Source organism: Ruegeria sp. PrR005, from assembly GCF_010500245.1.
Lineage (GTDB): Bacteria > Pseudomonadota > Alphaproteobacteria > Rhodobacterales > Rhodobacteraceae > Ruegeria_B > Ruegeria_B marisflavi.
The window spans coordinates 1-19787 of the sequence record NZ_JAAGOX010000054.1; the positions used below are offsets into that span (position 1 = coordinate 1).

At 65.4% G+C, this 19787-nt stretch carries 17 protein-coding genes and 1 pseudogene; 4 read left to right on the forward strand and 14 right to left on the reverse strand.

Annotated features, from left to right (window positions below; translation table 11 throughout):
• Window positions 1-80 precede the first annotated feature (80 nt).
• Window positions 81-416, forward strand: coding sequence for an alpha/beta hydrolase (locus G0P99_RS25105; protein WP_164132282.1), 336 nt, complete (start codon window positions 81-83; stop codon window positions 414-416).
• Between the two features lie 203 nt (window positions 417-619).
• Here G0P99_RS25105 and G0P99_RS20125 read toward each other — a convergent pair.
• Window positions 620-1009, reverse strand: a pseudogene (locus G0P99_RS20125) (ATP-binding protein); the annotation flags it as partial.
• Window positions 1010-1317: 308 nt separating this feature from the next.
• On the opposite strand from G0P99_RS20125, the gene G0P99_RS25110 reads away from it, so the two are divergent.
• Entirely contained in the window at window positions 1318-1647 is a 330-nt protein-coding gene (locus G0P99_RS25110; protein WP_164132485.1) for a hypothetical protein, read from the forward strand.
• A 294-nt stretch (window positions 1648-1941) separates the two neighbouring features.
• Window positions 1942-2616, forward strand: a complete 675-nt coding sequence (locus G0P99_RS20140; protein WP_164132283.1) for an ankyrin repeat domain-containing protein — start codon at window positions 1942-1944, stop codon at window positions 2614-2616.
• 27 nt (window positions 2617-2643) lie between these two features.
• Here the strand turns inward: G0P99_RS20140 and G0P99_RS20145 are convergent, their stop codons facing one another.
• The 8 genes from G0P99_RS20145 to G0P99_RS20180 all read right to left on the reverse strand — a co-directional run bounded on the left by G0P99_RS20145 (window position 2644) and on the right by G0P99_RS20180 (window position 12691).
• A complete protein-coding gene (locus G0P99_RS20145; RefSeq protein ID WP_164132284.1) occupies window positions 2644-4269 on the reverse strand; it encodes a GMC family oxidoreductase in 1626 nt (541 codons plus the stop codon).
• Between the two features lie 7 nt (window positions 4270-4276).
• Window positions 4277-5569 carry an FAD-binding oxidoreductase gene (locus G0P99_RS20150; protein ID WP_164132285.1) on the reverse strand — a complete coding sequence of 431 codons (1293 nt, stop codon included), beginning with the start codon at window positions 5567-5569 and terminating at the stop codon, window positions 4277-4279.
• Window positions 5570-5669: 100 nt separating this feature from the next.
• Window positions 5670-6497 carry an ABC transporter permease gene (locus G0P99_RS20155; protein WP_164132286.1) on the reverse strand — a complete coding sequence of 276 codons (828 nt, stop codon included), beginning with the start codon at window positions 6495-6497 and terminating at the stop codon, window positions 5670-5672.
• Complete coding sequence (locus G0P99_RS20160) at window positions 6497-7381, reverse strand: ABC transporter permease (RefSeq protein ID WP_164132287.1); 885 nt, start codon at window positions 7379-7381, stop codon at window positions 6497-6499. Before G0P99_RS20160 ends, G0P99_RS20155 begins: the two co-directional genes overlap by 1 nt.
• 1 nt (window position 7382) lies before the next feature.
• Window positions 7383-8486: an ABC transporter ATP-binding protein gene (locus G0P99_RS20165; protein ID WP_164132288.1), complete on the reverse strand. Its 1104-nt coding sequence runs from the start codon at window positions 8484-8486 to the stop codon at window positions 7383-7385.
• A 61-nt stretch (window positions 8487-8547) separates the two neighbouring features.
• A complete protein-coding gene (locus G0P99_RS20170) occupies window positions 8548-9588 on the reverse strand; it encodes an ABC transporter substrate-binding protein (protein ID WP_164132289.1) in 1041 nt (346 codons plus the stop codon).
• Between the two features lie 194 nt (window positions 9589-9782).
• Window positions 9783-11090, reverse strand: coding sequence for an FAD-binding oxidoreductase (locus G0P99_RS20175; RefSeq protein ID WP_164132290.1), 1308 nt, complete (start codon window positions 11088-11090; stop codon window positions 9783-9785).
• Window positions 11091-11215: 125 nt separating this feature from the next.
• Entirely contained in the window at window positions 11216-12691 is a 1476-nt protein-coding gene (locus G0P99_RS20180; RefSeq protein WP_164132291.1) for a PLP-dependent aminotransferase family protein, read from the reverse strand.
• Between the two features lie 119 nt (window positions 12692-12810).
• Here G0P99_RS20180 and G0P99_RS20185 point away from each other — a divergent pair, with 119 nt between their 5' ends.
• Window positions 12811-13914 carry a mandelate racemase/muconate lactonizing enzyme family protein gene (locus G0P99_RS20185; RefSeq protein WP_164132292.1) on the forward strand — a complete coding sequence of 368 codons (1104 nt, stop codon included), beginning with the start codon at window positions 12811-12813 and terminating at the stop codon, window positions 13912-13914.
• A gap of 6 nt (window positions 13915-13920) precedes the next feature.
• On the opposite strand, the gene G0P99_RS20190 is transcribed toward G0P99_RS20185, so the two are convergent.
• Genes G0P99_RS20190 through G0P99_RS20210 form a run of 5 tightly spaced genes read right to left on the reverse strand, consistent with a single transcriptional unit; the run spans window position 13921 to window position 19784 of the window.
• Window positions 13921-15351, reverse strand: a complete 1431-nt coding sequence (locus G0P99_RS20190) for a C69 family dipeptidase (protein ID WP_164132293.1) — start codon at window positions 15349-15351, stop codon at window positions 13921-13923.
• On the reverse strand, window positions 15348-16958 hold the full coding sequence (locus G0P99_RS20195) for an amidohydrolase (RefSeq protein ID WP_164132486.1): 1611 nt from the start codon (window positions 16956-16958) through the stop codon (window positions 15348-15350). Before G0P99_RS20195 ends, G0P99_RS20190 begins: the two co-directional genes overlap by 4 nt.
• Window positions 16955-17938, reverse strand: a complete 984-nt coding sequence (locus G0P99_RS20200; RefSeq protein ID WP_164132294.1) for an ABC transporter ATP-binding protein — start codon at window positions 17936-17938, stop codon at window positions 16955-16957. Before G0P99_RS20200 ends, G0P99_RS20195 begins: the two co-directional genes overlap by 4 nt.
• Window positions 17935-18906: an ABC transporter ATP-binding protein gene (locus G0P99_RS20205; RefSeq protein WP_164132295.1), complete on the reverse strand. Its 972-nt coding sequence runs from the start codon at window positions 18904-18906 to the stop codon at window positions 17935-17937. Before G0P99_RS20205 ends, G0P99_RS20200 begins: the two co-directional genes overlap by 4 nt.
• Entirely contained in the window at window positions 18906-19784 is an 879-nt protein-coding gene (locus tag G0P99_RS20210; protein ID WP_203583188.1) for an ABC transporter permease, read from the reverse strand. The genes G0P99_RS20205 and G0P99_RS20210 overlap by 1 nt, the downstream gene beginning before the upstream one ends.
• Window positions 19785-19787: the final 3 nt, after the last annotated feature.

The window sequence follows — 19787 nt, forward strand, 5'->3', positions numbered from 1 at the left end:
TGGAACCATCGTCCAGATGGACCAGAGGCCACTAATGCACTAACAATCAAACCGGACCAGTCAGATCAGGCCACCCAGTTTTGGAGATCATCGGACCTCTCGATCCACCGTTAACATTACTCGTCGCACCAGACGATCGTGCTTTGACGATTTCCGCCCGCCTCACCGGATCGCGCAGCAGGCTCGGCAGTCGCGACGTGCAGGATCCACGAGTACAGGCCTTGGCGAAAATCAACGGGATCCGAGTCATAGATACATCTCGCGTAACATCACCAGACGCGACGATGCATAGCCGGTTTGTGGGATTGGTCACGGTGTTCCCCAGAATGCGTGGCGAAAGAGATCCCGTATTGGTCCAGGCCGGAGCTTTCGTTCTCGAGCCTTTAGCTGCCGTACTGAGTCCTGCGCATCCATGATGAGAGTGTCCACCTACCTCAATCAAGCGATGGCGCGAAGCTGCCGATACCGGCAATGCTGCGGCTTTCGCGCCATCCGAGGGAAGGACGGTTGCCAATCACTCGCCTTGGAAGCGCAGTTGGTGAGCAGGCTGTTGATTTCCGCTGTGAAGTGACCCGGTATTTTCAACGAGATTTGGCCCACCCTCCGTAGGCGTCTTTGTTCATGACCTGGTCAATGCAGCGGTCTCCCTTCTTGTCTTCTTTGCGGCCTCGGAACTGGCCTTGAAGCGGTAGATGTCGTTGCCGGTTTCCAAGATGTGGCAGCGGTGAGTGAGCCGGTCCAAGAGCGCGGTTGTCATCTTTGCATCCATTACCCGGCAGGCGATTTGCATGGCAAATCTGCCGAGAGGGGCCGAAGACCTGGGACATTCGGAGAAGCTGAGATTGGTGGTGATTATCACGCTGGTGCGCTTGTAAAGTTTGCTCAGGAGGTGAAACAGCAACGCTCCGCCTGATGAACTGAACGGTAGATAGCCGAGTTCGTCGAGGATGACCAAGTCAACCTTGGTGAGCATCTCGGCCATTCTGCTGGGCTTCGCGCAGATATTTTCTGATGGTGTTGAAAGACGGGCCCGGGTGCCAGGAAATCTCGCGGACTGGCATTTTGTCACGCAATGCCCTGCGTCGGATAACATTCAAAAATCCCATGTCGATCACTCCATATCTCCCCGACCAAACCCGTCGGGGCAGCGTGTTCACATGGGTCAATTCTCAGTGGAAAATTATGAGGCTACCGGATCACTTCTCAGCGGAAATCAACAGGCATGGCTGATAGTCCGGCGGATGTCGCGGGACGAGACAGGATTGGCGATGATGCCGACTTTGGTCATGAGGGCGATCTCCTTTGACCATGACGTAGATCGCGCAAAAGGTCGGCGTCAACAAAAGCACGATCAGCCTCGCCCTGTCCAACTTTAGAGTTCGCCGCGACTCCGGCGTTTTTCCTGCCGAGCACTTTCTGGCCCACCCCCTCAGCGAAGCGGCCCCGGACCGGACCCGTGACCAGGTCATGCAGCGGCGACAGCTGCTCATCAAATCCGGGGATCCCCGATTTCCCTTGTCGGACCAGGCGCTGGCCCAGCAGCTTGGCCAGACGAGATTGTCCATCTCGCGAAGAACGGTCGCCAAGTATCGGCAGCTTCTAGAGATCCCCGGCGCCTATGATCGCAAAAGGAAAGGTGCGCTGTAGTCCCGGGGCGCGCTCATACGCGTTGTTTCTATTGCGTTACGTTTGCCGTCCGCCCTGGATACCGTGTGCCTCCGCCGAATGCCCCGGCAGTCATGGCCTCGCATCATCCGGCAAGGACGATGGCCGTTCCTGCGCCCTCTCGCAAACAGCCCTGGCCACTGCACATGCTCCGATGACCCACGGTCCACCTGTGCTATCCTTGTGCCCAGAATGCGAATGGCAGATCGCCCGGAGCGTTGGGCGGCCCGGCACATCCGCCCCTGCTGACTGCAAGACACAGACGAAAGGTCTCTCATGTACCGCCTTGCCCTGATCGCCCTTCTTACCTGCCTTGCCGGGCCGCTATCAGCCCAAACCGCGCCTTCTGCGACCGAGGTGGCGGCTTATGACGGCTTGTTCCGCGCCGCACACAGGGGCGATGTTGCCGAGGTCAGGCGGTTGATCGCGGCTGGCGCCGATGTCGGCGCCCGTGACGGCAGAGGCCGGACACCGGCGCATGTGGCGGCGTTTGCGTCCCAAGACGACGCCCTCCGCGCCCTGGCCGAAGCGGGGGCGGACATGAACGCGCTGGAATATCAGGCCTATGATGTCGTGACCATCGCGGCGGTCGCGGATGACCCCAAGCTGATGTCGCTTGCGATAAGGCTTGGCAATGATCCGGGGCTGACGACCAGCCCCTATGACGGCACGGCCCTGATCGCGGCCGCGCATCTGGGCCATGTCGAGGTGGTGCAACACCTGATCGCGGCGGGTGCGCCGCTTGACCATGTCAACAACCTGCACTGGACCGCCGTGATCGAAGCGGTGATCCTGGGCGATGGTGGCCCCGATCACCAGGCCGTGCTCGACGCGCTCTTGTCCGCTGGCGCCGACCGCACTCTGGCCGATCGCGAAGGGGTCACACCGCTGGAACATGCCCGTGCACGCGGCTTCGCCGAGATGGTCGAGCGTCTGCAACAGGAAGACTGAGCGCACCCCGGCCCGATCAGGCAGGGGTCATCCCCCTGCCCCGCAATCCTCCAGGATCATGTCGGCGCCCTTTTCGCCCACCATGATCGCCGGGGCGTTGGTATTGCCCGAGGTCAGCGTGGGAAAGATCGAGGCATCGACCACCCGCAGCCCGGCGATGCCATGCACCCGCAGCCGCGCATCCACCACGTCGCGCGCCGCATCCGGCCCCATCCGGCAGGTGCTGACCGGGTGGAATACGGTTCCGGCCCGGTTGCGGCAATCGGCGATCAGTTCCTCATCCGAGCGGACATCCGGGCCGGGCAGCATCTCGGCCTCGATCAGGCGGGCCAGCGCCGGGGCTGCGGCCAGCCGCCGCAACAGATGCGCGCCTTCCAGCAACTCCTGCCTGTCGAACTCGGTCGACAGGTAATTGGGATGAATCGCCGGATGCTCGGCCGGATCACCCGAGCGGATCTCCAGATGCCCCCGGCTGGTGGGCCGGGTCGGCTGCGCGCTGAGCAGGAAACCGGGGAACGGGTCGGGGTCCATCAGCGGCCGCTTGCCCGGCGGCGCCTTGGTATAGCTGACCGGAGAGAAGAAAAGTTGCATGTTCGGGCGATCAAGACCGGGACGCGAGCGTACAAACCCGCCCGCCTGGTTGACGCCCAGCGACAGCGGCCCGCGCCGGGTCAGAACATAGCGTAGCCCGTGCCACAGCTTGCCATACCACGGGTGCAACTGGGTATTCAGCGTCGGCACGCGCGAGCGGTAGAGATGGTCGATACACAGATGGTCCTGCAAGTTCCGCCCCACCCCGTCCAGCGCATGCACGACCTCGACCCCCTTGTCCCGCAACAGGCGGGCGGGACCGACGCCCGACAGTTGCAACAATTGTGGCGAGTTGATCGCGCCCCCGGACAGGATCACCTCGCGCCGGGCCCGCACGGTCTTGACCTGCCCGTTCCGGCGATACGCCACCCCCACCGCTCGCTTGCCCTCGAACAGCACCCGTTCGGCCAGCGCCCCCGTCTCGACGCGCAGGTTCGCGCGCCGCAGAACGGGACGCAGATAGGCCCGTGCCGCCGACATCCGCATGCCCCCCTTGGCGGTGTTCTGATAGGTGCCCACCCCCTCTTGCGTGGCCCCGTTGAAATCGCGGTTGTGCGGAAACTGAAGCTCCCCGCCCGCCGCGATGAAATCCCGGCAGAGCGGGTGCAGATCACGGTCCATGCTCGCCACATGCAGCGGGCCATTGTCGCCGCGAAAGGCATCGCCGCCCCGGTCATTGGTCTCGGAGCGGCGGAAATAGGGCAGCACATCCGCCCAGCTCCAGCCGGGATTGCCCATCGCCTGCCAGCCGTCGAAATCCTGCGCCTGCCCCCGGATATAGACCATCGCGTTGATCGAGCTTGACCCGCCCAGCACCTTGCCGCGCGGCCAATAGCTGACCCGCCCGTTCAGCGCCGGATCGGGTTCCGTGTGGTACATCCAGTTGACGCTGGGCCGGTAAAAGGTCTTGCCATAGCCGATCGGCATCCAGATCCAGAAGTTCAGATCGCTGCCTCCCGCCTCCAACAGCAGCACCGTGAACCGGCCATTGGCGCTCAGCCGGTTGGCCAGCACGCAACCCGCCGATCCAGCGCCCACGATGATGAAATCATAGTCCGACATGTTGCCCCTACCGGTTTAACCTGTCCAACAGGCGATAGGCCCCGATGGTCAGCGCCACGCCTGCGCTTCTGAGTGAATGAAACGGAATGGGCCGCACCGGCGTGACCGGGAAATCCAGCGCATCCTCGGGCACGCCCAGCGCCCAATCCGCCAGAATGGTGCCCATTACCGTGGCATTGGCCACGCCCCGGCCGTTGAAGCCCAGCCCCGCCATCACGTTCGGGCTCAGCCGGTGCAACCCGGGCAGGCTGTCGACCGTCATCGCCACATCACCGCCCCAGGCATGCACCCAATCCGCCGCGCGCAACTGGGGAAACAGCGCCTCCGCCGCCTGCCTCAGTTCCTGTTGCCTGCGCCGGGTGCCCGCCTCGCCCCGCGCGCCGCGCCCGCCCATGACAAACCGCCCGTCCGCCGTCTTGCGGTAGTACTGGATCAGCCGCCGCGTATCGGTCGGCGCGTGATCCTCGGGCAGGATCCCCCGGATCACATTGTCCGACAGCGGCGCCGTGGCGACCTGCACCGAGGTTACCGGCACCACCGAGCAGCCCAGCGCGCCACCAAAGGGGCCGGTATAGGCATTGGTGCAGACCAGCGCGCGCCGCGTCTTTACCTGGCCTTGCGCGGTGCGCACCGTCACCCCGGTTCCCTCGTCCTCGAACCCGATGGCCCGGCTATGACCATGGAGATCCGCGCCAGCGTGGATCGCCGCCTGCGCCAGTCCCAGCGCATAGTTCAAAGGGTGGATATTGCCGCCGCGCCGGTCGATCACCGCGCCCAGATAAGCCTCGGCCCCGACCAGCCGCGCAGTTTCAGCCGCGTCCAGGTCCTCATAATTGGCACCATGCGCCCGCCACTGGCGCGCGATCTCGCGCAGCATGGCCAGCCCGCGCGTGTTGGTCGCCGTGCGCAGAAACCCGACAGGGCGCGCATCGCAGTCGATCCCGTGCCGCGCGATCAGGTCGAAGACCAGCCGCCCGCCATCGCCCCAGCGTGCCACCATCCGCCGCCCCAGATCCGCGCCGAACCGGGCGACGAGGTCGTCCGGGTCGGGTTTCAGCGCCGGGTTGACCTGACCGCCATTGCGCCCCGATGCGCCCCAGCCCGGCGTCTCGGCCTCCAGCAGCACAACCTGCTGCCCCGCCTCGGCCAGATGCAACGCCGCCGACAGCCCGGTAAAGCCTCCGCCGACGATTACCACATCCGCCTCGGTCGCACCCGCCAACGGCGGGCAGTCCGGAGCGGTATGCGCGGTCGCGGTCCATAGACTGTCGGCCAGCGCCGCGCGTTCGTTTTCGATCATTGCGTCATCCTGCACGAAGAGTGGCCACATCCATCACCGGACGTCGACTCGACGGCCGATGACCGACAGACCTTGCCACGAACCATCACCAACTGACCCATCATTTCGATTTCGTCTTCTGCTGTCCAAACACCTGCGCCAGCACCATCATCCCCGTCGTCACCAGGATCATGATGGTCGAGATCGAGGCAATGGTCGGGTCGATCTGGTCGCGCAGCGCGTTGAACATGTTGCGCGTCAGGGTCGGGTTGTCGCCGCCCGAGACGAACATCGCCACCACCACCTCGTCAAACGAGGTGAGAAAGGACAAGAGCGCGCTCGTCACCACGGCAAAGCGGATCTGCGGCAATGTCACGGTCAGAAACGCCTTCCACCGCGGCGCGCCCAGGCTGCGGGCCGCCTCTTCCTGGCTCATGTCGAAGCTTTTCAGCGCCGAGCCGGTGACAATCACCACCAGCGGCAGTGCCAGCACCGTATGTGCCAGCACCAGCCCGGTTATCGTATAGAGGATCTGAAGCTGCACATAGGCGTAGAAGGCCCCGATCGCGACCAGCACCACCGGCACCATCATCGGCGTGATCATCAGCACGAAAGCCGCGCGGACAAACCGGATTTTCGAGCAATGCAGGCCATAAGCCGCCAGCACGCCAATCGGTGTCGCCACCAGCATCGTCAGGAACGCCGCCTTGAACGAGGTGCGCGTTGCCAGCATCCACTCGGGCGAGCCGAAGTAATGGTCATACCAGCGCGTTGACCAGGTTTCGGGCGGAAACTCCAGATACTGGCTGTCCGAGAATGACATCGGCACGACGATCAACGTGGGTGTCACCAGCAGCACCATGGTGATCACCGCAATGACGTAGAGCCACAGGCGCTGGCCATGGGTGATCTGGGTCTCGGTCGCGGGGCTTTGGAACCAGCGCAGCATCAGTGCCCTCCCCCGGTCATCTTCTCAAGGTTCAAAAAGCGCGAGGCAATCCACAGGATCACCATGGTCGAGACCAGCAGAACCACGCCCAGCGCGCTTGCCGCCCCCCAGTTCACGAACAGCTCGATATTGGACACGATCTTCATCGACACCATGATCACCTTGCCGCCGCCCAGCACCGCCGGGGTAACAAAGAAGCCAAGGCAGAGGATGAACACCATCAACGACCCGGCAAAAAGACCCGGCAGGGTCAGCGGAAAGAACACCGTCCAGAAGGCCCGGCGCGGGCTGGCGCCCAGGTTCGCGGCCGCCTTCATCAGGTCGCGGTCAATCGCCTTCATCGCGCCATAGACCGGCAGGATCAGAAACGGCAGCATGATATGCACCATGCCGATCAGCGTGCCGGTCATGTTGTGCACCATCTTGATCGGCTCGTCCCACAGCCCCAGCGAGATCGCCCATTCATTCACCAGCCCGCGCTTTTGCAACAGCACCAGCCAGGCATAGGTGCGCACCAGAAGCGAGGTCCAGAACGGCAACAGCACCGTGATCAGGCACAGGTTGGCGATCCGGTTGGGCAGGCCCGCGATGAAATAGGCCAGCGGATAGCCGATCAGGATGCACAGGCCCGTGGTCAGGAAACTAACCTCGAACGTGGTCTGAAAGATGCGGGCATAGGATTTCCGCTTCAGCATCCGCTCGTAGTTTTCCAGCGAGAACGTGCCGTCCGCCCCGATGAACGAGACATAGAACAGCCAGCCCACCGGAATGACCAGAATGACAAGGATCAGCAGGATCGCGGGCGAGCCGAGACCAAAAAGCTTCATCCGCTCCAGCCACTCGTCCCGCCTCAACCCCGCCTCGTTGGTGCGTACCGCCTCCATCCTAGGCCTCGCTTCCGTCGATCAGCACCGTATCTTCGGGTGCCAGGCACAGGGTCAGCGCCTCGCCCACCGCTGGCAGGGCGGTGACATTGGCGCCCCGCATGGCGCCGCGCAGCACGATCTGCGCCCCATTGGCCAGCGCCGCATGCAGCAGGAAACTGTCGCCCTGATAGACCACCTCGGTCGCGGTGGCGGCAAAGTTGTTGACCCCCTCGCGCGGCCCCTCGCGCGACAGCACCACCCGTTCCGGGCGGATCATCAACAGCAGGCTGGCCGCCTCGGGCGGCGGGCTGTCATGCAACAGCGGCGTTCCGTCGAACAGGATAGCCGCCCCGTTGCGCGTCACCGGCAAAAAGGTGGATTCCCCGATGAAATCCGCCACGAAGCGGTTGGCGGGCCGCTCGTACAGGTCGCGCGGCGTGGCCAGCTGCATGATCCGCCCATGGTTCACCACCGCGATCCGGTCGGACATGGTCAGCGCCTCGCGCTGGTCATGGGTGACATAGACCGTGGTCATGCCCAGTTTCTCATGCAGGTGCCGCAATTCGATCTGCATCTGGTCGCGCAGCTTCTTGTCCAGCGCCGACAGCGGCTCGTCCATCAACAGGATGCGCGGCTCGAACACGATGGCGCGGGCCACGGCGACACGCTGGCGCTGGCCGCCCGATAGCTGGTCGATCCGCCGCTCGCCAAACCCGCCCAGCTGCACGGTATCCAGCGCCGCCTCGACGCGGGCGGCGATCTCGGATTTGGGCACCTTGCGCAGCTTCAGCGGGTACCCCACATTGCCCGCCACCGTCATATGTGGGAACAGCGCATAGCTCTGAAAGGTCATGCCCACATCGCGCAGATGCGGCGGCGTGCGGATCACCTCGCGCTCGCCGAATTTCAGACTGCCGCAATCGGGCCGGGTGAACCCCGCCAGCACCATCAACAGCGTCGTCTTGCCCGACCCCGACGGGCCCAAAAGCGTCAGGAACTCGCCACTCTGCACCTCAAGCGACACGTCGTTCAGCGCATGTACCGGACCATAGGTCTTGGTCACGTTCCGGACCGAGATCGGCAGGGCTTCGTTGGTTCTGGAGGTCAAGACAAACCCTCGCATTCTTCGTTCGAGAAACAAGCGGGCGCCGCAGCGCCCGCCCTTGAATGGCAGGAAACCCGCCTCACTCGGTCAGCATTTCCTGATACATCTCGGCCGCGATGGTCTCCCACTTGGCATACCAGTCCAGCGAGACCGGCAGCTGCATCGCCGCGTTATCCGGCGACGAGGGCAAGCCGGCCGCCACATCGGCGGTGATCTCACCGGTCTCATAGGCCGCCTTGTTGGTCGGCCCATAGGTGATGTATTTCGGCAGATCGTCCTGATACTCGGGTTTCGAGATCTCGTTCAGGAACATCATCGCCGTATCGCGGTTCGGCGCGCCCTTGGGCACCGCGAAACAGTCGTAGTCGAGCAGCGCCTGGTTGAAGCTATAGGCGACCTTGGCGCCGTCCTTGGCGGCATTGTCGAACCGGCCGTTCCAACCGGTGGTCATGTCGACCTCGCCATCCTTCATCAACTGCGCATGCTGTGCGCCCGAGGTCCAGAAGACCGAGATATGCGGCTTCAGCTCGCGGATCTTGTCGATCGCGCGTTCGATCCCCTCTTCGCTGTCGAGCACGCTATAGACATCGCCGGGCGCGACGCCATCGGCCATCAGCGCCCCTTCCAGCGCGCCCGCCACCTTGCCGCGATAGGCGCGTGTGCCGGGGAACTTCTCGACATCCCAGAAATCGGCCCAGCTCTGCGGTCCGTTCTCGCCATAGGTGTTGGTGTTCCAGGCATAGACGGTCGAGAACACATCGCCGCCGATGCAGTAATCGGTGTAAAGACCGGGATAGAAGGTCGAGACGTCGATCACGTTATAGTCGAGCTTCTCCAGCAGCCCCTCGGCCGCAGCCCGCGCCGCAGAACCCGAACCGCTGGCGACGATATCCAGCGTCACCTGCCCCGAGCTGACCTGAAGCCGCACATCGGACATGCCGCCATAGGTCTCCTGCTTGACCTCGATGCCTGTATTGGCGGCGGCGGGTTCAAACAGCGCCTTGCTCTGCGCCTCCTGATACGAGCCGCCCCAGGACGCGATGGTCACGCTCTTACCCTGCGCAAAGGCACCCGTCGCCATGACAGCGGCCGTGATCGTCAGAATTGTTCTCGTTTTCATTGGCTTCCTCCCTTTGGTGTTTTCCGGGTCCTGCCCTTGTCTCCGGCAGGCAGCGGGCAATTCGCCCAAGTCATCTTTCCCCTACCGCGATGGTGCGGGCACCACTGCGGCAAGTGATCCTCGAATCCCAAACATTGGTTTCGATCCGTTAATACCGGGGCCAGCGCGGCACAGGCGCCGCCCTGCCCGGCGCGTCAGGTCATCTGCAAAGCCTTTCGAAACTGTCGTTGATCCTTCCAGCGATACCAGGCCACCGCCGCAGGCAGGAACCAGGGCTTGCCGCGATAGAAGGGCCGGGTGGGAAAGGGCAGACCGTCGAAACCGGTTTGTCCCTCGGCCAGGCCCAGCACCTTTTGCCCCGCGCGCATGCCCAGATAGGGCGCCATCGACACGCCCGATCCGCAATAGCCCATGGCGTAATGAATACCGTCCTGCACCCCGGTATGGGCCAACTCGTCGAAACTGTAGGCGACCGTGCCGCTCCAGGCATGGCTCAGCGCCACACCCTCAAGCTGGGGAAAGATGCGGCACATGTCCTGCCTGAGCCGGGTCGCCCCGGCCAGCGCCGTGGTTTCCGAGGCCGAGACGCGTCCTCCGAACAGAACCCGCCGCCGGTCGGGCGAGGCGCGATAATAATAGACCACCTTGCAGGTGTCGCTGGCGATCCGGTCGCCGGGGAACAGTTCGTCAATGGTCGCCTCGGGCAGCTCCTCGGTGGCGATGATATAGCTGCCGATCGGGATCACCCGGCGCTGCAACCAGGGCGTCAATGCGGTGGTATAGCCATTGGTGGCCACGATCACGTCCCGCGCCTCGACCACGCCCTTGGCGGTCTCGACCCGGAACTCCGACCCGTTGCGCGATATCCCCTGCACCCGGCACTGGCCCACAACCTGCGCCCCGGCCCCGAGGGCCAGACGCAGCAATTCGCGGTGAAACTTGCCCGGATGCAGCGAGCAATGGGCCGAAAACACGACACCGCCGAAATAGGCATCCGTCCCCAACTGGCGGCGCTGCTCGGCGCGCGGCACGGCAAAGCTCTCGATCCCTTCCTGCTGGCGCAGCGTCTCGGCATCGCGCGCCAACTCCTCGTAATGGCCCGGCGTATGCGCCGCATGAAACCGCCCGACCCGGCGGAAATCGCAATCAAGCCCTTCGCGGGAAACAAACTCGCCGATCCAGCGCAGCGCGTTGGCGCCCTCGGCCCGGATGCCGCGCGCCCGCTCAAACCCGAACTTCGCGGTCAGTTTCTCCAGCGAGGGTTTCACACTGGTGCTGATCTGGCCGCCATTGCGGCTGCTGCATCCGTAACCCGGATCCTCGGCATCGACGACCAGCGTCGAGCGACCGCCGCGCGCCGTGGTCAGCGCCGCGCTCAGCCCGGTATAGCCCGCCCCGACAATCAGCACATCGACCCTGGCCAATGGCCGCTCCTGCAAGGTCGGCATCGGGCCGACCTGATCGTGCCAGAATGGCGTCTGCCTGATGCTCGAAAGTGGCATTTGCTCGACCGCGATGCTCCCTTCAGCCGCGGCAGGACATGCCCCACCCGCTGGCCTCGATGGAAACGCTAGGCCAGTATTGGCACACAATTCATATCCAATATCACAAAAACGTCATACCAATCCTAACGCAGGGCCGGCAGCTCACGGAGGATGCCCATGCCACGCGCGATATCCTCGGGCGCAGCACAGCCAAAGCCAAAGACCAGACCGGATTGCGAAACTGGCGACAGACAATAGCGCCCCAGCGGCGCCAGGGTCACCCCCTGCTCGGCCGCCTGCGCAACCACCTCCGCCTCGTCCACGCTCCGTTCCAGAAATGCGGGCGTGTGAAACCCGCTGGTCGTCTCTTGCAGGCGGATGCTCTCGGGCAGGCCGCGCGCCGCCTCCAGCAAGGCCTCATAACGCGCCTTGTAAAGCTGCCGCATCAGCCGGATATGCGTGGCGAAATGCCCCTCGTCCATGAACTCGGCCACGATCGCCTGTGTCGCGGTCGACGGCCCGCTGGCCCAGGTATTGAACATGCCATCAAAGGCCGCGACCATCCGCTCGGGCACCAGCACGAACCCCAGCCGCAGCGACGGGAACAGCGATTTCGAGAAGGTGCCGACATACAGAACCCGCCCATTGGCGTCGATACTGTGCAGCGCCGGGCGCGGCGCGTTGCCAAAGTAGAACTCGCCGTCGTAATCATCCTCGATGATCAGCGCCTGGGCCTGTTCGGCGGCCTGCAACAGCTCCAGCCGCCGGGGCAGCGACATGACATGGCCCAGCGGCTGCTGGTGCGAGGGCGTGACAAAGGCCAGCCGGAAATGCGGCGCCTTGGCCAGCCCGTCAGACACCACCATGCCCTGCGCATCCACCTCCACCGGCACCAGCTCGGCGCCCTCGGATAACAGCGCATTGCGCGCACCCGAGGCGCCGGGATTCTCCATCCAGACCCGGTCGCCCGGATTGAGCAGCAACCGCCCGATCAGCGAAAACGCATGTTGCGCGCCCGAGGTGATGAACACCTGCTCGGGGTCGCAACGAATGCCCTTGAGCGCGCTCAGATGGGCGGCAATCGCCCGGCGCAGCGCGGCCAGCCCCTTGGGCTGGCCATAGCCCATGACGTCGCCGCGCCCGCCGCGCAGGTGCCGCGCCGACAGCCGCGCCCAATGCGCCATCGGAAAGGCATCGAGCGCCGGCAGCGCGGTGACAAAGGCCCGCGGCTTGTGCGGCAGCCAGGCCCGCCGTGCATAGGCGGGTTCGGCATGGCTGATGACATAAGACAGCCTGGGCTTACGACCGGCACTGACCGCCCCCTGGCTGGGGGCGGTTACGCTCTGGTCCTCCAGCGTCTCGCTGACATAGGTCCCGGCCCCGATGCGCGACACCAGCATGCCTTCGGCCACCAGCCGGTCGATGGCGTCGATCACCGTGGTGCGCGACACACCCACCTCCTTGGCCAGCGTCCGCGTCGCCGGCAGCCGCTCACCCGCGCGCAGCGCGCCGGACAGGATCATGTCGCGCAGCGCCATGTAGAGCTGAACGCTGACACTGCGCCTGAGTGTCCGGTCCAGCCGGATCGAGGACAACAAGGCGCCTGCGGCATGTTTCACGGGCGGCCTCCTTAATTGGTCTGGCGAAAATGTCGAAATGGATATACCTGCCAGCCCGATTTTTCTCCAGCCTTTTTACAACCCCCGTCCGCCCCGGTCGGCCAAACCCGGAAAATCACATGAAGCTTGCCAAACTCGAAACCTTCTCCACCCCATATGTCTGCTTCGTCCGGGCCACCGCCGAGGACGGCGCGCAGGGCTGGGGGCAGGTCGCCCCCTACTACGCCGACATCACCGCGCAGGTGCTGCACCGGCAGGTCGCACCCTACGCGCTTGGGATGGACTGCACCGACATTGACGCCATGCTCGACATCGTGCGCGACCGCGAGCACAAGTTCCCCGGCTCCTACCTGCGCCGGGCGATGGGCGGGGTCGACACAGCGCTCTGGGACATGAACGGGCGGCGCGCGGGCAAACCGGTCTGCGAACTGATCGGCGGCACGCCCGGACCGGTGCGCGCCTATGGCTCGTCAATGAAGCGCGACATCACGCCGGTGGACGAGGCCGCGCGGCTTGCGCGCATCCGCGATGAGCAGGGTTTTGACGCCTTCAAGTTCCGCATCGGCGCCGAGGTCGGCCGCGACCAGGACGAATGGCCCGGCCGCACCGAAGAGATCGTGCCGACCATGCGCCGCGCCATGGGCGACGATGTGGCGCTGCTCGTCGATGCCAATTCCTGCTACTCCCCCGCCCGCGCCATCGAGGTCGGGCGGATGCTGGAACAGCACGGCATCTCGCATTACGAGGAACCCTGCCCCTATTGGGAGTTCGAGCAGACGCGTGAAGTGACCGAGACGCTCGACATCGACGTCACCGGCGGCGAGCAGGACTGCATGATGGAACGCTGGCAGACGATGATCCGCGACCGCGTGGTCGACGTACTCCAGCCCGACATCTGCTACATCGGCGGCATTGCGCGCACCCTGCGCGTGGCCCGCATGGCCGAGGCTTCCGGGATGCCGATTACGCCGCACGCGGCCAACCTGTCGATGGTGACGCTTTTCACCATGCACCTCTTGCGCGCGATCCCCAATGCCGGGAAATACTTGGAGTTTTCGATCGAGGGGCTGGATTACTATCCCTGGCAACAGGGGCTGTTCCTGACCGATCCCTATGTCATCACCGATGGGCAGGCCACGGTGACAGATACCCCCGGCTGGGGGGTCGAGGTCAACCCCGACTGGCTGGCCCGCTCTGCCTATCAGGTCAGCGAAATGCCCTGACCGCGGTCACCAGATCTGCCCGAACCCCGCCGGACGGTCGGGCGCCGGGTGCGGCCCCGCGCCCGTCAGTTGTGCCGCCAGCCCCGCCGCCAGATCGCGCACCAGCGCCAGCGCGGCGCTCAGTTCGCTATTGGCAAAGCTCTCAAGAACCCGCATGGCCTCTGCCGCGCAACCGCCCTGCACAGCCAGTTCCGCCACCTTCAGATGCGCCGCGACCAACGCGTCCAGACGCACCTCGCGGCGGGCAAAGGCGCCGTGCACCGGCGCCAGCGCCCCCTCACCTGTCAACTGCATCAGGTACATCAACCGCTTGCAGTCCTGGAACGCCCCGACCGTGGTCTCATGCCGCTGCGGCACCAGCGACACCGTGTCCCTGCCGCCGCTTACCGCCTTGCGCAGGTCCATGAACCGATGCGACTCGCCCGTGGTCAGATAGCGGTGCGGCCCGTATTCCGCCGGGATACTTTCCTGCCCCAGGAACACCGGCGAAAACGGCGCCGACAGCGCGCCGCAGGCGGCGTGCCACATAGGCACCAGCCCGGGGTTTGCTGCACGCACCAGCGGCACCACCTGCCCGTATCCCGCCGTGTCGCCGGTCAATCTCTCGGTGCGAATGGCCCAGATCATATCCTCCAGCCCGATCTTCTCGGGCCGGGTGGCGCGTGCCTGCATCTCCGCCTCGATCCAGCGGATGCCCTCCCAACGCCCCTTGCCGTCGCCATAGATCGCGTTCGCATCAAACGGCCCCTGATCATACCACCCCTGCTCGCGCGCAAAGCTGACGAAATTCGGCGGGTAAAGGAAATCGGGGTGATCCGGCTCATCCACCGGCACCTCCAACACATAACCCGGGCGCGAGGCGCGTATGCTGTCGGGACCCAGCCGCTCGGCCACCCACAGCCCCTGCCCGCCCGCGAACTGGATCATCACCCAGGCCTCGTCGGCATCGGCAAAGAGATGCGAGTTGCCGCCATAGCTGGCCTCGCCATGCTCGGCGATCAGCGCCGCACAGAGTTCCACCGCTCCACGCGCGCTGGTGGCGCGCTCCAGTACCGCGCGCGCCAGATCGCTATAGGTGAACCCGCGCTGGTCCCGGGGCGTCATCTCGCGCAGTTCGGCCCGCGAGGTCGACCAGACATCGCGCACCGCAACGCCCGCTGCGTTCACCCCGCCATTGGTGATCGGCGCCGGAACGCCCAGGTAGTAAGAATAGCTCACCCGCATATGGCGCAGCGTATGCGCCACCTGCGGCACCGCGATGCGCTGCCCCGGCATGTCGGCGCCCGGCCCGACGCCCACCTCGATGGTCGCGCCCTCGGGGTGATCGGCGGCGGGCACTATCTCCAGCCAGTGCGACGATGGTTCATCGCCGTAGCCTGCCAGCCAGGCATGCCCCGTCCGGCTGTGGTTCCGTCCCACATAGATTGCATAGCTCACGCCGGTTCTCCAACCTTTGGCCGTTGGGACAGATACACCCGCTCCCCCCGCCGCCATGTTTCGCTGACCCCGATCGCACCAATGGTTTCGGGCCGTACCAACGGGTTATCGTCCAGAATGACCAGATCCGCCAGCTTGCCCACCTCGATCGAGCCGCGCTCGTGCTCGCGGAACACCTGCCAGGCGGCGTCGATCGTGTGGGCCCGCAGCGCGGTCATCACATCCACCCGCTGTTCCGGCCCCAGCACCCGGCCCGACCGGGTGCGCCGATTGACCGTCGTCTCGACCAGCCGCAAGGGCCGCGTCGGCGTCACCGAAGCGTCGTTATGGATGGTGAACCGCACCTTTTCGGCCTTGGCCCACCCGGTGGGAGAGATATGCACCGCCCGCGCGGGCCCCAGGATCTCGTCATGATGCTGGTCGCCCCAGACCTCGACATGCGCCGGAAAGAAGCTCACCGTCACGCCCAGCGCGGCACAGCGCGCCATCTGGTCGCGCCGCATCACCTGCCCGTGGATGATCGTGTGCCGGTGATCGGCGCGCGGATGCTCGGCCAGCGCCGCCGCCACCGCATCCAGGAACATGTCCGAGGCCGCATCGCCATTGCAATGGGTATGGATCTGGAACCCCAGCCGGTGCAGTCTGCACACCTCGGCCATCAGGGTATCGCGGTCGATATAGGCCAGCCCGTACTCGTCGCTGCCCAGATACGGCTCGGTCAGAAGCGCGGTGCGCATCAGGAAAGACCCATCCGCCAACAGCTTGCGCGGTCCCAGCGCAATCGCCCCGTTGCCTGGCCACTGCGCGCCCAGCCCTTCACGCGAAAACGCGGGCTCGATCTCGGCCACCGGCAGCAGGATCAGGTCAATCCCCGGATCGCCGCCCGCAGCCACACCGGCAAAAAGCTCCAAGAGCGGTAAAGCAGTCCAGGCATTCTGCGCCAGTGTCACCCCCTGCGCCAGGTACTCCGCCCGCGCCGCCGCGAAACAGCGCGCAAAGGCATCCGCATCCAACAGGAAATGCGTATCCCCCATCTCGCCCATCGCCGACAGGCCCTCGATCCCGCCGGTCAGCCGACCGGACCCGTCGCGCAGGTACCGCCCGCCCTCGGGGTCGGGTGTGCCCTCCCCGATTCCCTGCCGCGCCAGCGCCGCCGAATTGGCCACCCCGCAATGGCCCGAGGCATGGATGACCCAGATCGGGTGGTCGCGCGACACCGTGTCGAGCTCGTCGCGCGTCGGCAACCGCCGCTCGGCCAGCCGGCGTTCGTCCAGCGCCGCGCCCATCACCCAGTCGCCCACCGGTGTCCGCGCCACCCGGGCCGCGAGCCGGTGAAACACCTCCGCCAGATCGACGCTTTCGGACAGATCGGCCCGCAACAGGCGCACCATCGCCGAATCCGGGAAATGCCCGTGCGGATCGATGAACGCCGGCAGCAACGTGCGCCCGGCCAGATCGTGTTGCACCGCCTCGGGCAGGCTGCGGCGCAGCGCCTCCAGCGACCCGGTGGCAACGATCCGGTCGCCCCGGATCGCCACCGCTTCGAGCCGGGTATCGCTGGCATCCATGCTCAGGATCGGGCCACCGGCAAAGATCACCCCGGTCATGACGCGGCCGCCGCTGTGTCCCAGCCCGCCGGGAAATGGCACCGATGCGCCCCGCCCTTCGCCGCCTGCCAGCGCGGCACCTCGGTCGCGCAGCGCGGCTGTGCAAACGGGCAACGGGTGTGAAACTCGCAGCCCTTCGGCCGCCGCAGGATGCTCGGCGGCTCGCCCTGCAACTCGACCCGCATCAGCTGCGCGTCGGGGTCGGGTTCCGGGTTCGCCGCCAACAGCGCCAGCGTATAGGGGTGCTGCGGGGCCGCGAACACCGCCTCGGTCTCGCCCTCCTCGACCAGCTTGCCCAGGTACATGATCCCCACCCGGTCGGTGATATGGCGCACCACGTTCAGGTTGTGGGTGATGATCATGATCGCCAGCCCCAGCTCGTCCTGCAACCGCGCCAGCAGGTTCAGCATCTCGCCCTGGATTGACACATCGAGCCCCGCCGTCGGCTCATCGGCAATGAGCAGCCGGGGGCTCAGCGCCAGCGCCCGCGCCACGCCCACCCGTCGCGCCTGCCCGCCCGAGATCTGATAGGGATAGCGCGCCGCGAATTCCGGCGGCAGGCCGACCATGGCCAGCAATCGCCGTGCCTCCGCATCCAGATCGCGCTCGCGCATCCCCTGGATGCGGAACGGTTCGGTGATCAGAGACTTGACCGACAATCGCGGCGACAGCGAGCCGATCGGATCCTGAAACATCATCACGATCTCGCGCCGCAGCGGCCGGAACGCGCCCTCGACCAGCCCGCGCAACTCCTGCCCGCGATAGAGGATCGAGCCTTCGCTGGCATGGTGCAGCCCCGCCACCGCGCGCGCCAGCGTGGTCTTACCCGAGCCGCTCTCACCAACGATGCCATAGGTCTTGCCCTCCTCGACATCCAGGCTGACGCCCGACACAGCATCGACGCTCCCGGCCGAGGAGAACACGCCGCCCCGGACCCGGAACCGCACCACGACATCGCGGATCTCTAGCAGCGCGCTCATGCGGTTTCCCTTTCCGTGATCAGGTGACAGGCGGCGCGTTGGCCGTCTCCGGCCAGGGCCATCGCAGGGCGCGCGGCACAGGCCGCATGGCGCCTCTCGCAGCGGTCGGCAAAGATGCAGCCGCCCGGCAGGTTGACTAGATCGGGGATGTTGCCGGGAATGGTCGGCAAAACCCGGGTCTTGACCTTGATATGGCCCGGATCGCACTCCAGCAGCGCCCGCGTATAGGGATGCGCCGGGGCATGGAACACATCGCGCACCGATCCGGTCTCCACCACCTCGCCCGCGTACATCACCACCACCTCGTCACAAAGCTCGGCAATCACCCCCAGATGGTGCGAGATGAACAGCACGCCGCATCCGATCTCGTCCTGCAATTCTCGCAGCCGCTTGATGATCTCCACCTCCAGCGTCGCATCCAGTGCCGTGGTCGGCTCATCCGCGATCAATAGCGCCGGTTTCGCCATCAGCGCCATGGCAATGGCGATCCGCTGGCGCATCCCGCCCGAAAACTCGAACGGATACTGGTTCAGCCGCGCCTCAGGGTCTGGAATGCCCACCAGCGCCAGCATCCGTTCGGCGCGCTGCCGCTTCTCCGCCCGGCTCAGCCGCTCGCGGTACTGGATGTCCATCATCTGCCGCCCCACGGTCAGTACAGGGTTGTGGGTCTGCATCGGGTCCTGAAACACCATCGAGATCTGCGTCCCCCGCAGCGCGCGCATCTGCGCCTCGGTCTCGGCCAGCAGGTCACGTCCCTGAAACCGCACCTCGCCCGCGCCGACCCGCGCATTGGGCGCCATCAGCCGGATGATCGCCGAGATCAGCGTGGACTTGCCACAGCCCGACTCCCCCACGATCCCCACGATCTTGCCCTCGGGCACCATCATCGACACGTCGCGCAAGGCCCGCAACTCGCCGCGCGGCGTGCTGTATCCAACCGACAGGCCACGAATGTCCAGAACCGCCATCACTTGCCCCCCTTGCCGCGCAGTTTCGGATCGACCACATCCCGCAGCGCCTCGCCCAGAAAGGTGAAGCCGACCGTGGTCAGAATAAGCGGGATGCCCCCCGCGATGATCAGCCAGGGCGTGTTGCGGATCAGGTTGTAGCCATCGTTCAAGAGCGATCCCCAGGACGGAGTCGGCGGCTTCACCCCCATGCCGAGAAAGGACAGCCCCGCCTCCAGCCCCACCACCGTGGGGATATCCATCGCCGCCAGCACCGCCAGCGGCCCCAGTACGTTGGGCAGCAGATGCACAGCCATGATCCGGGGCGTCGAGGCGCCCAGCGATTTCTCGGCAGTGATGAATTCGGCCTCTTTCAGCGACTGGGTCAGGGTGCGCACCACGCGCCCATAGGTCGGGATCGAGGTCACCATGATCACCAGGATCACCGTGTTCAGGCTGGGCCCGACCAGCGCCACCACCGCCAGCGCGAACATCACGGTGGGAAACGACCGGATGGTGTCGAACAAGAGCACGATCAGATTGTCCAGCCAGCGCGGCCCATAGCCCGCGATCATCCCCAGCAGCAGGCCGAAGAATATCGCCCCGCCGATGGTCGGCAGCGCCACCTGCAAGGCCACGCGCCCGCCCCAGATCACCCGGGAAAACGTGTCGCGCCCCAGCTGGTCGGTGCCCATCAGATGCGCTGCACTCGGCCCCTGCAACCGGTCCGGCACATTGAGCGCAATCGGGTCATAAGGCGCAATCCAGGGCGCCAGCACCGCCGAGGCCAGGATCGCCAGCACGATGATCAGCCCGGCCAGCCCCAGCGGATCGCGCACCAGATGATACAGGATCTCTCCCAACTCGGACCGGGGTTTGGGCAAGCTTGCGTCGGTCATGTC

Coding starts and splice junctions, on each gene's coding strand:
- G0P99_RS20140 (WP_164132283.1), top strand. CDS start 1,942: ATGTACCGCCTTGCCCTGATCGCCCTTCTTACCTGCCTTGCCGGGCCG.
- G0P99_RS20145 (WP_164132284.1), bottom strand. CDS start 4,269: ATGTCGGACTATGATTTCATCATCGTGGGCGCTGGATCGGCGGGTTGC.
- G0P99_RS20150 (WP_164132285.1), bottom strand. CDS start 5,569: ATGATCGAAAACGAACGCGCGGCGCTGGCCGACAGTCTATGGACCGCG.
- G0P99_RS20155 (WP_164132286.1), bottom strand. CDS start 6,497: ATGCTGCGCTGGTTCCAAAGCCCCGCGACCGAGACCCAGATCACCCAT.
- G0P99_RS20160 (WP_164132287.1), bottom strand. CDS start 7,381: ATGGAGGCGGTACGCACCAACGAGGCGGGGTTGAGGCGGGACGAGTGG.
- G0P99_RS20165 (WP_164132288.1), bottom strand. CDS start 8,486: ATGCGAGGGTTTGTCTTGACCTCCAGAACCAACGAAGCCCTGCCGATC.
- G0P99_RS20170 (WP_164132289.1), bottom strand. CDS start 9,588: ATGAAAACGAGAACAATTCTGACGATCACGGCCGCTGTCATGGCGACG.
- G0P99_RS20175 (WP_164132290.1), bottom strand. CDS start 11,090: ATGCCACTTTCGAGCATCAGGCAGACGCCATTCTGGCACGATCAGGTC.
- G0P99_RS20185 (WP_164132292.1), top strand. CDS start 12,811: ATGAAGCTTGCCAAACTCGAAACCTTCTCCACCCCATATGTCTGCTTC.
- G0P99_RS20195 (WP_164132486.1), bottom strand. CDS start 16,958: ATGACCGGGGTGATCTTTGCCGGTGGCCCGATCCTGAGCATGGATGCC.
- G0P99_RS20200 (WP_164132294.1), bottom strand. CDS start 17,938: ATGAGCGCGCTGCTAGAGATCCGCGATGTCGTGGTGCGGTTCCGGGTC.
- G0P99_RS20205 (WP_164132295.1), bottom strand. CDS start 18,906: ATGGCGGTTCTGGACATTCGTGGCCTGTCGGTTGGATACAGCACGCCG.
- G0P99_RS20210 (WP_203583188.1), bottom strand. CDS start 19,784: ATGACCGACGCAAGCTTGCCCAAACCCCGGTCCGAGTTGGGAGAGATC.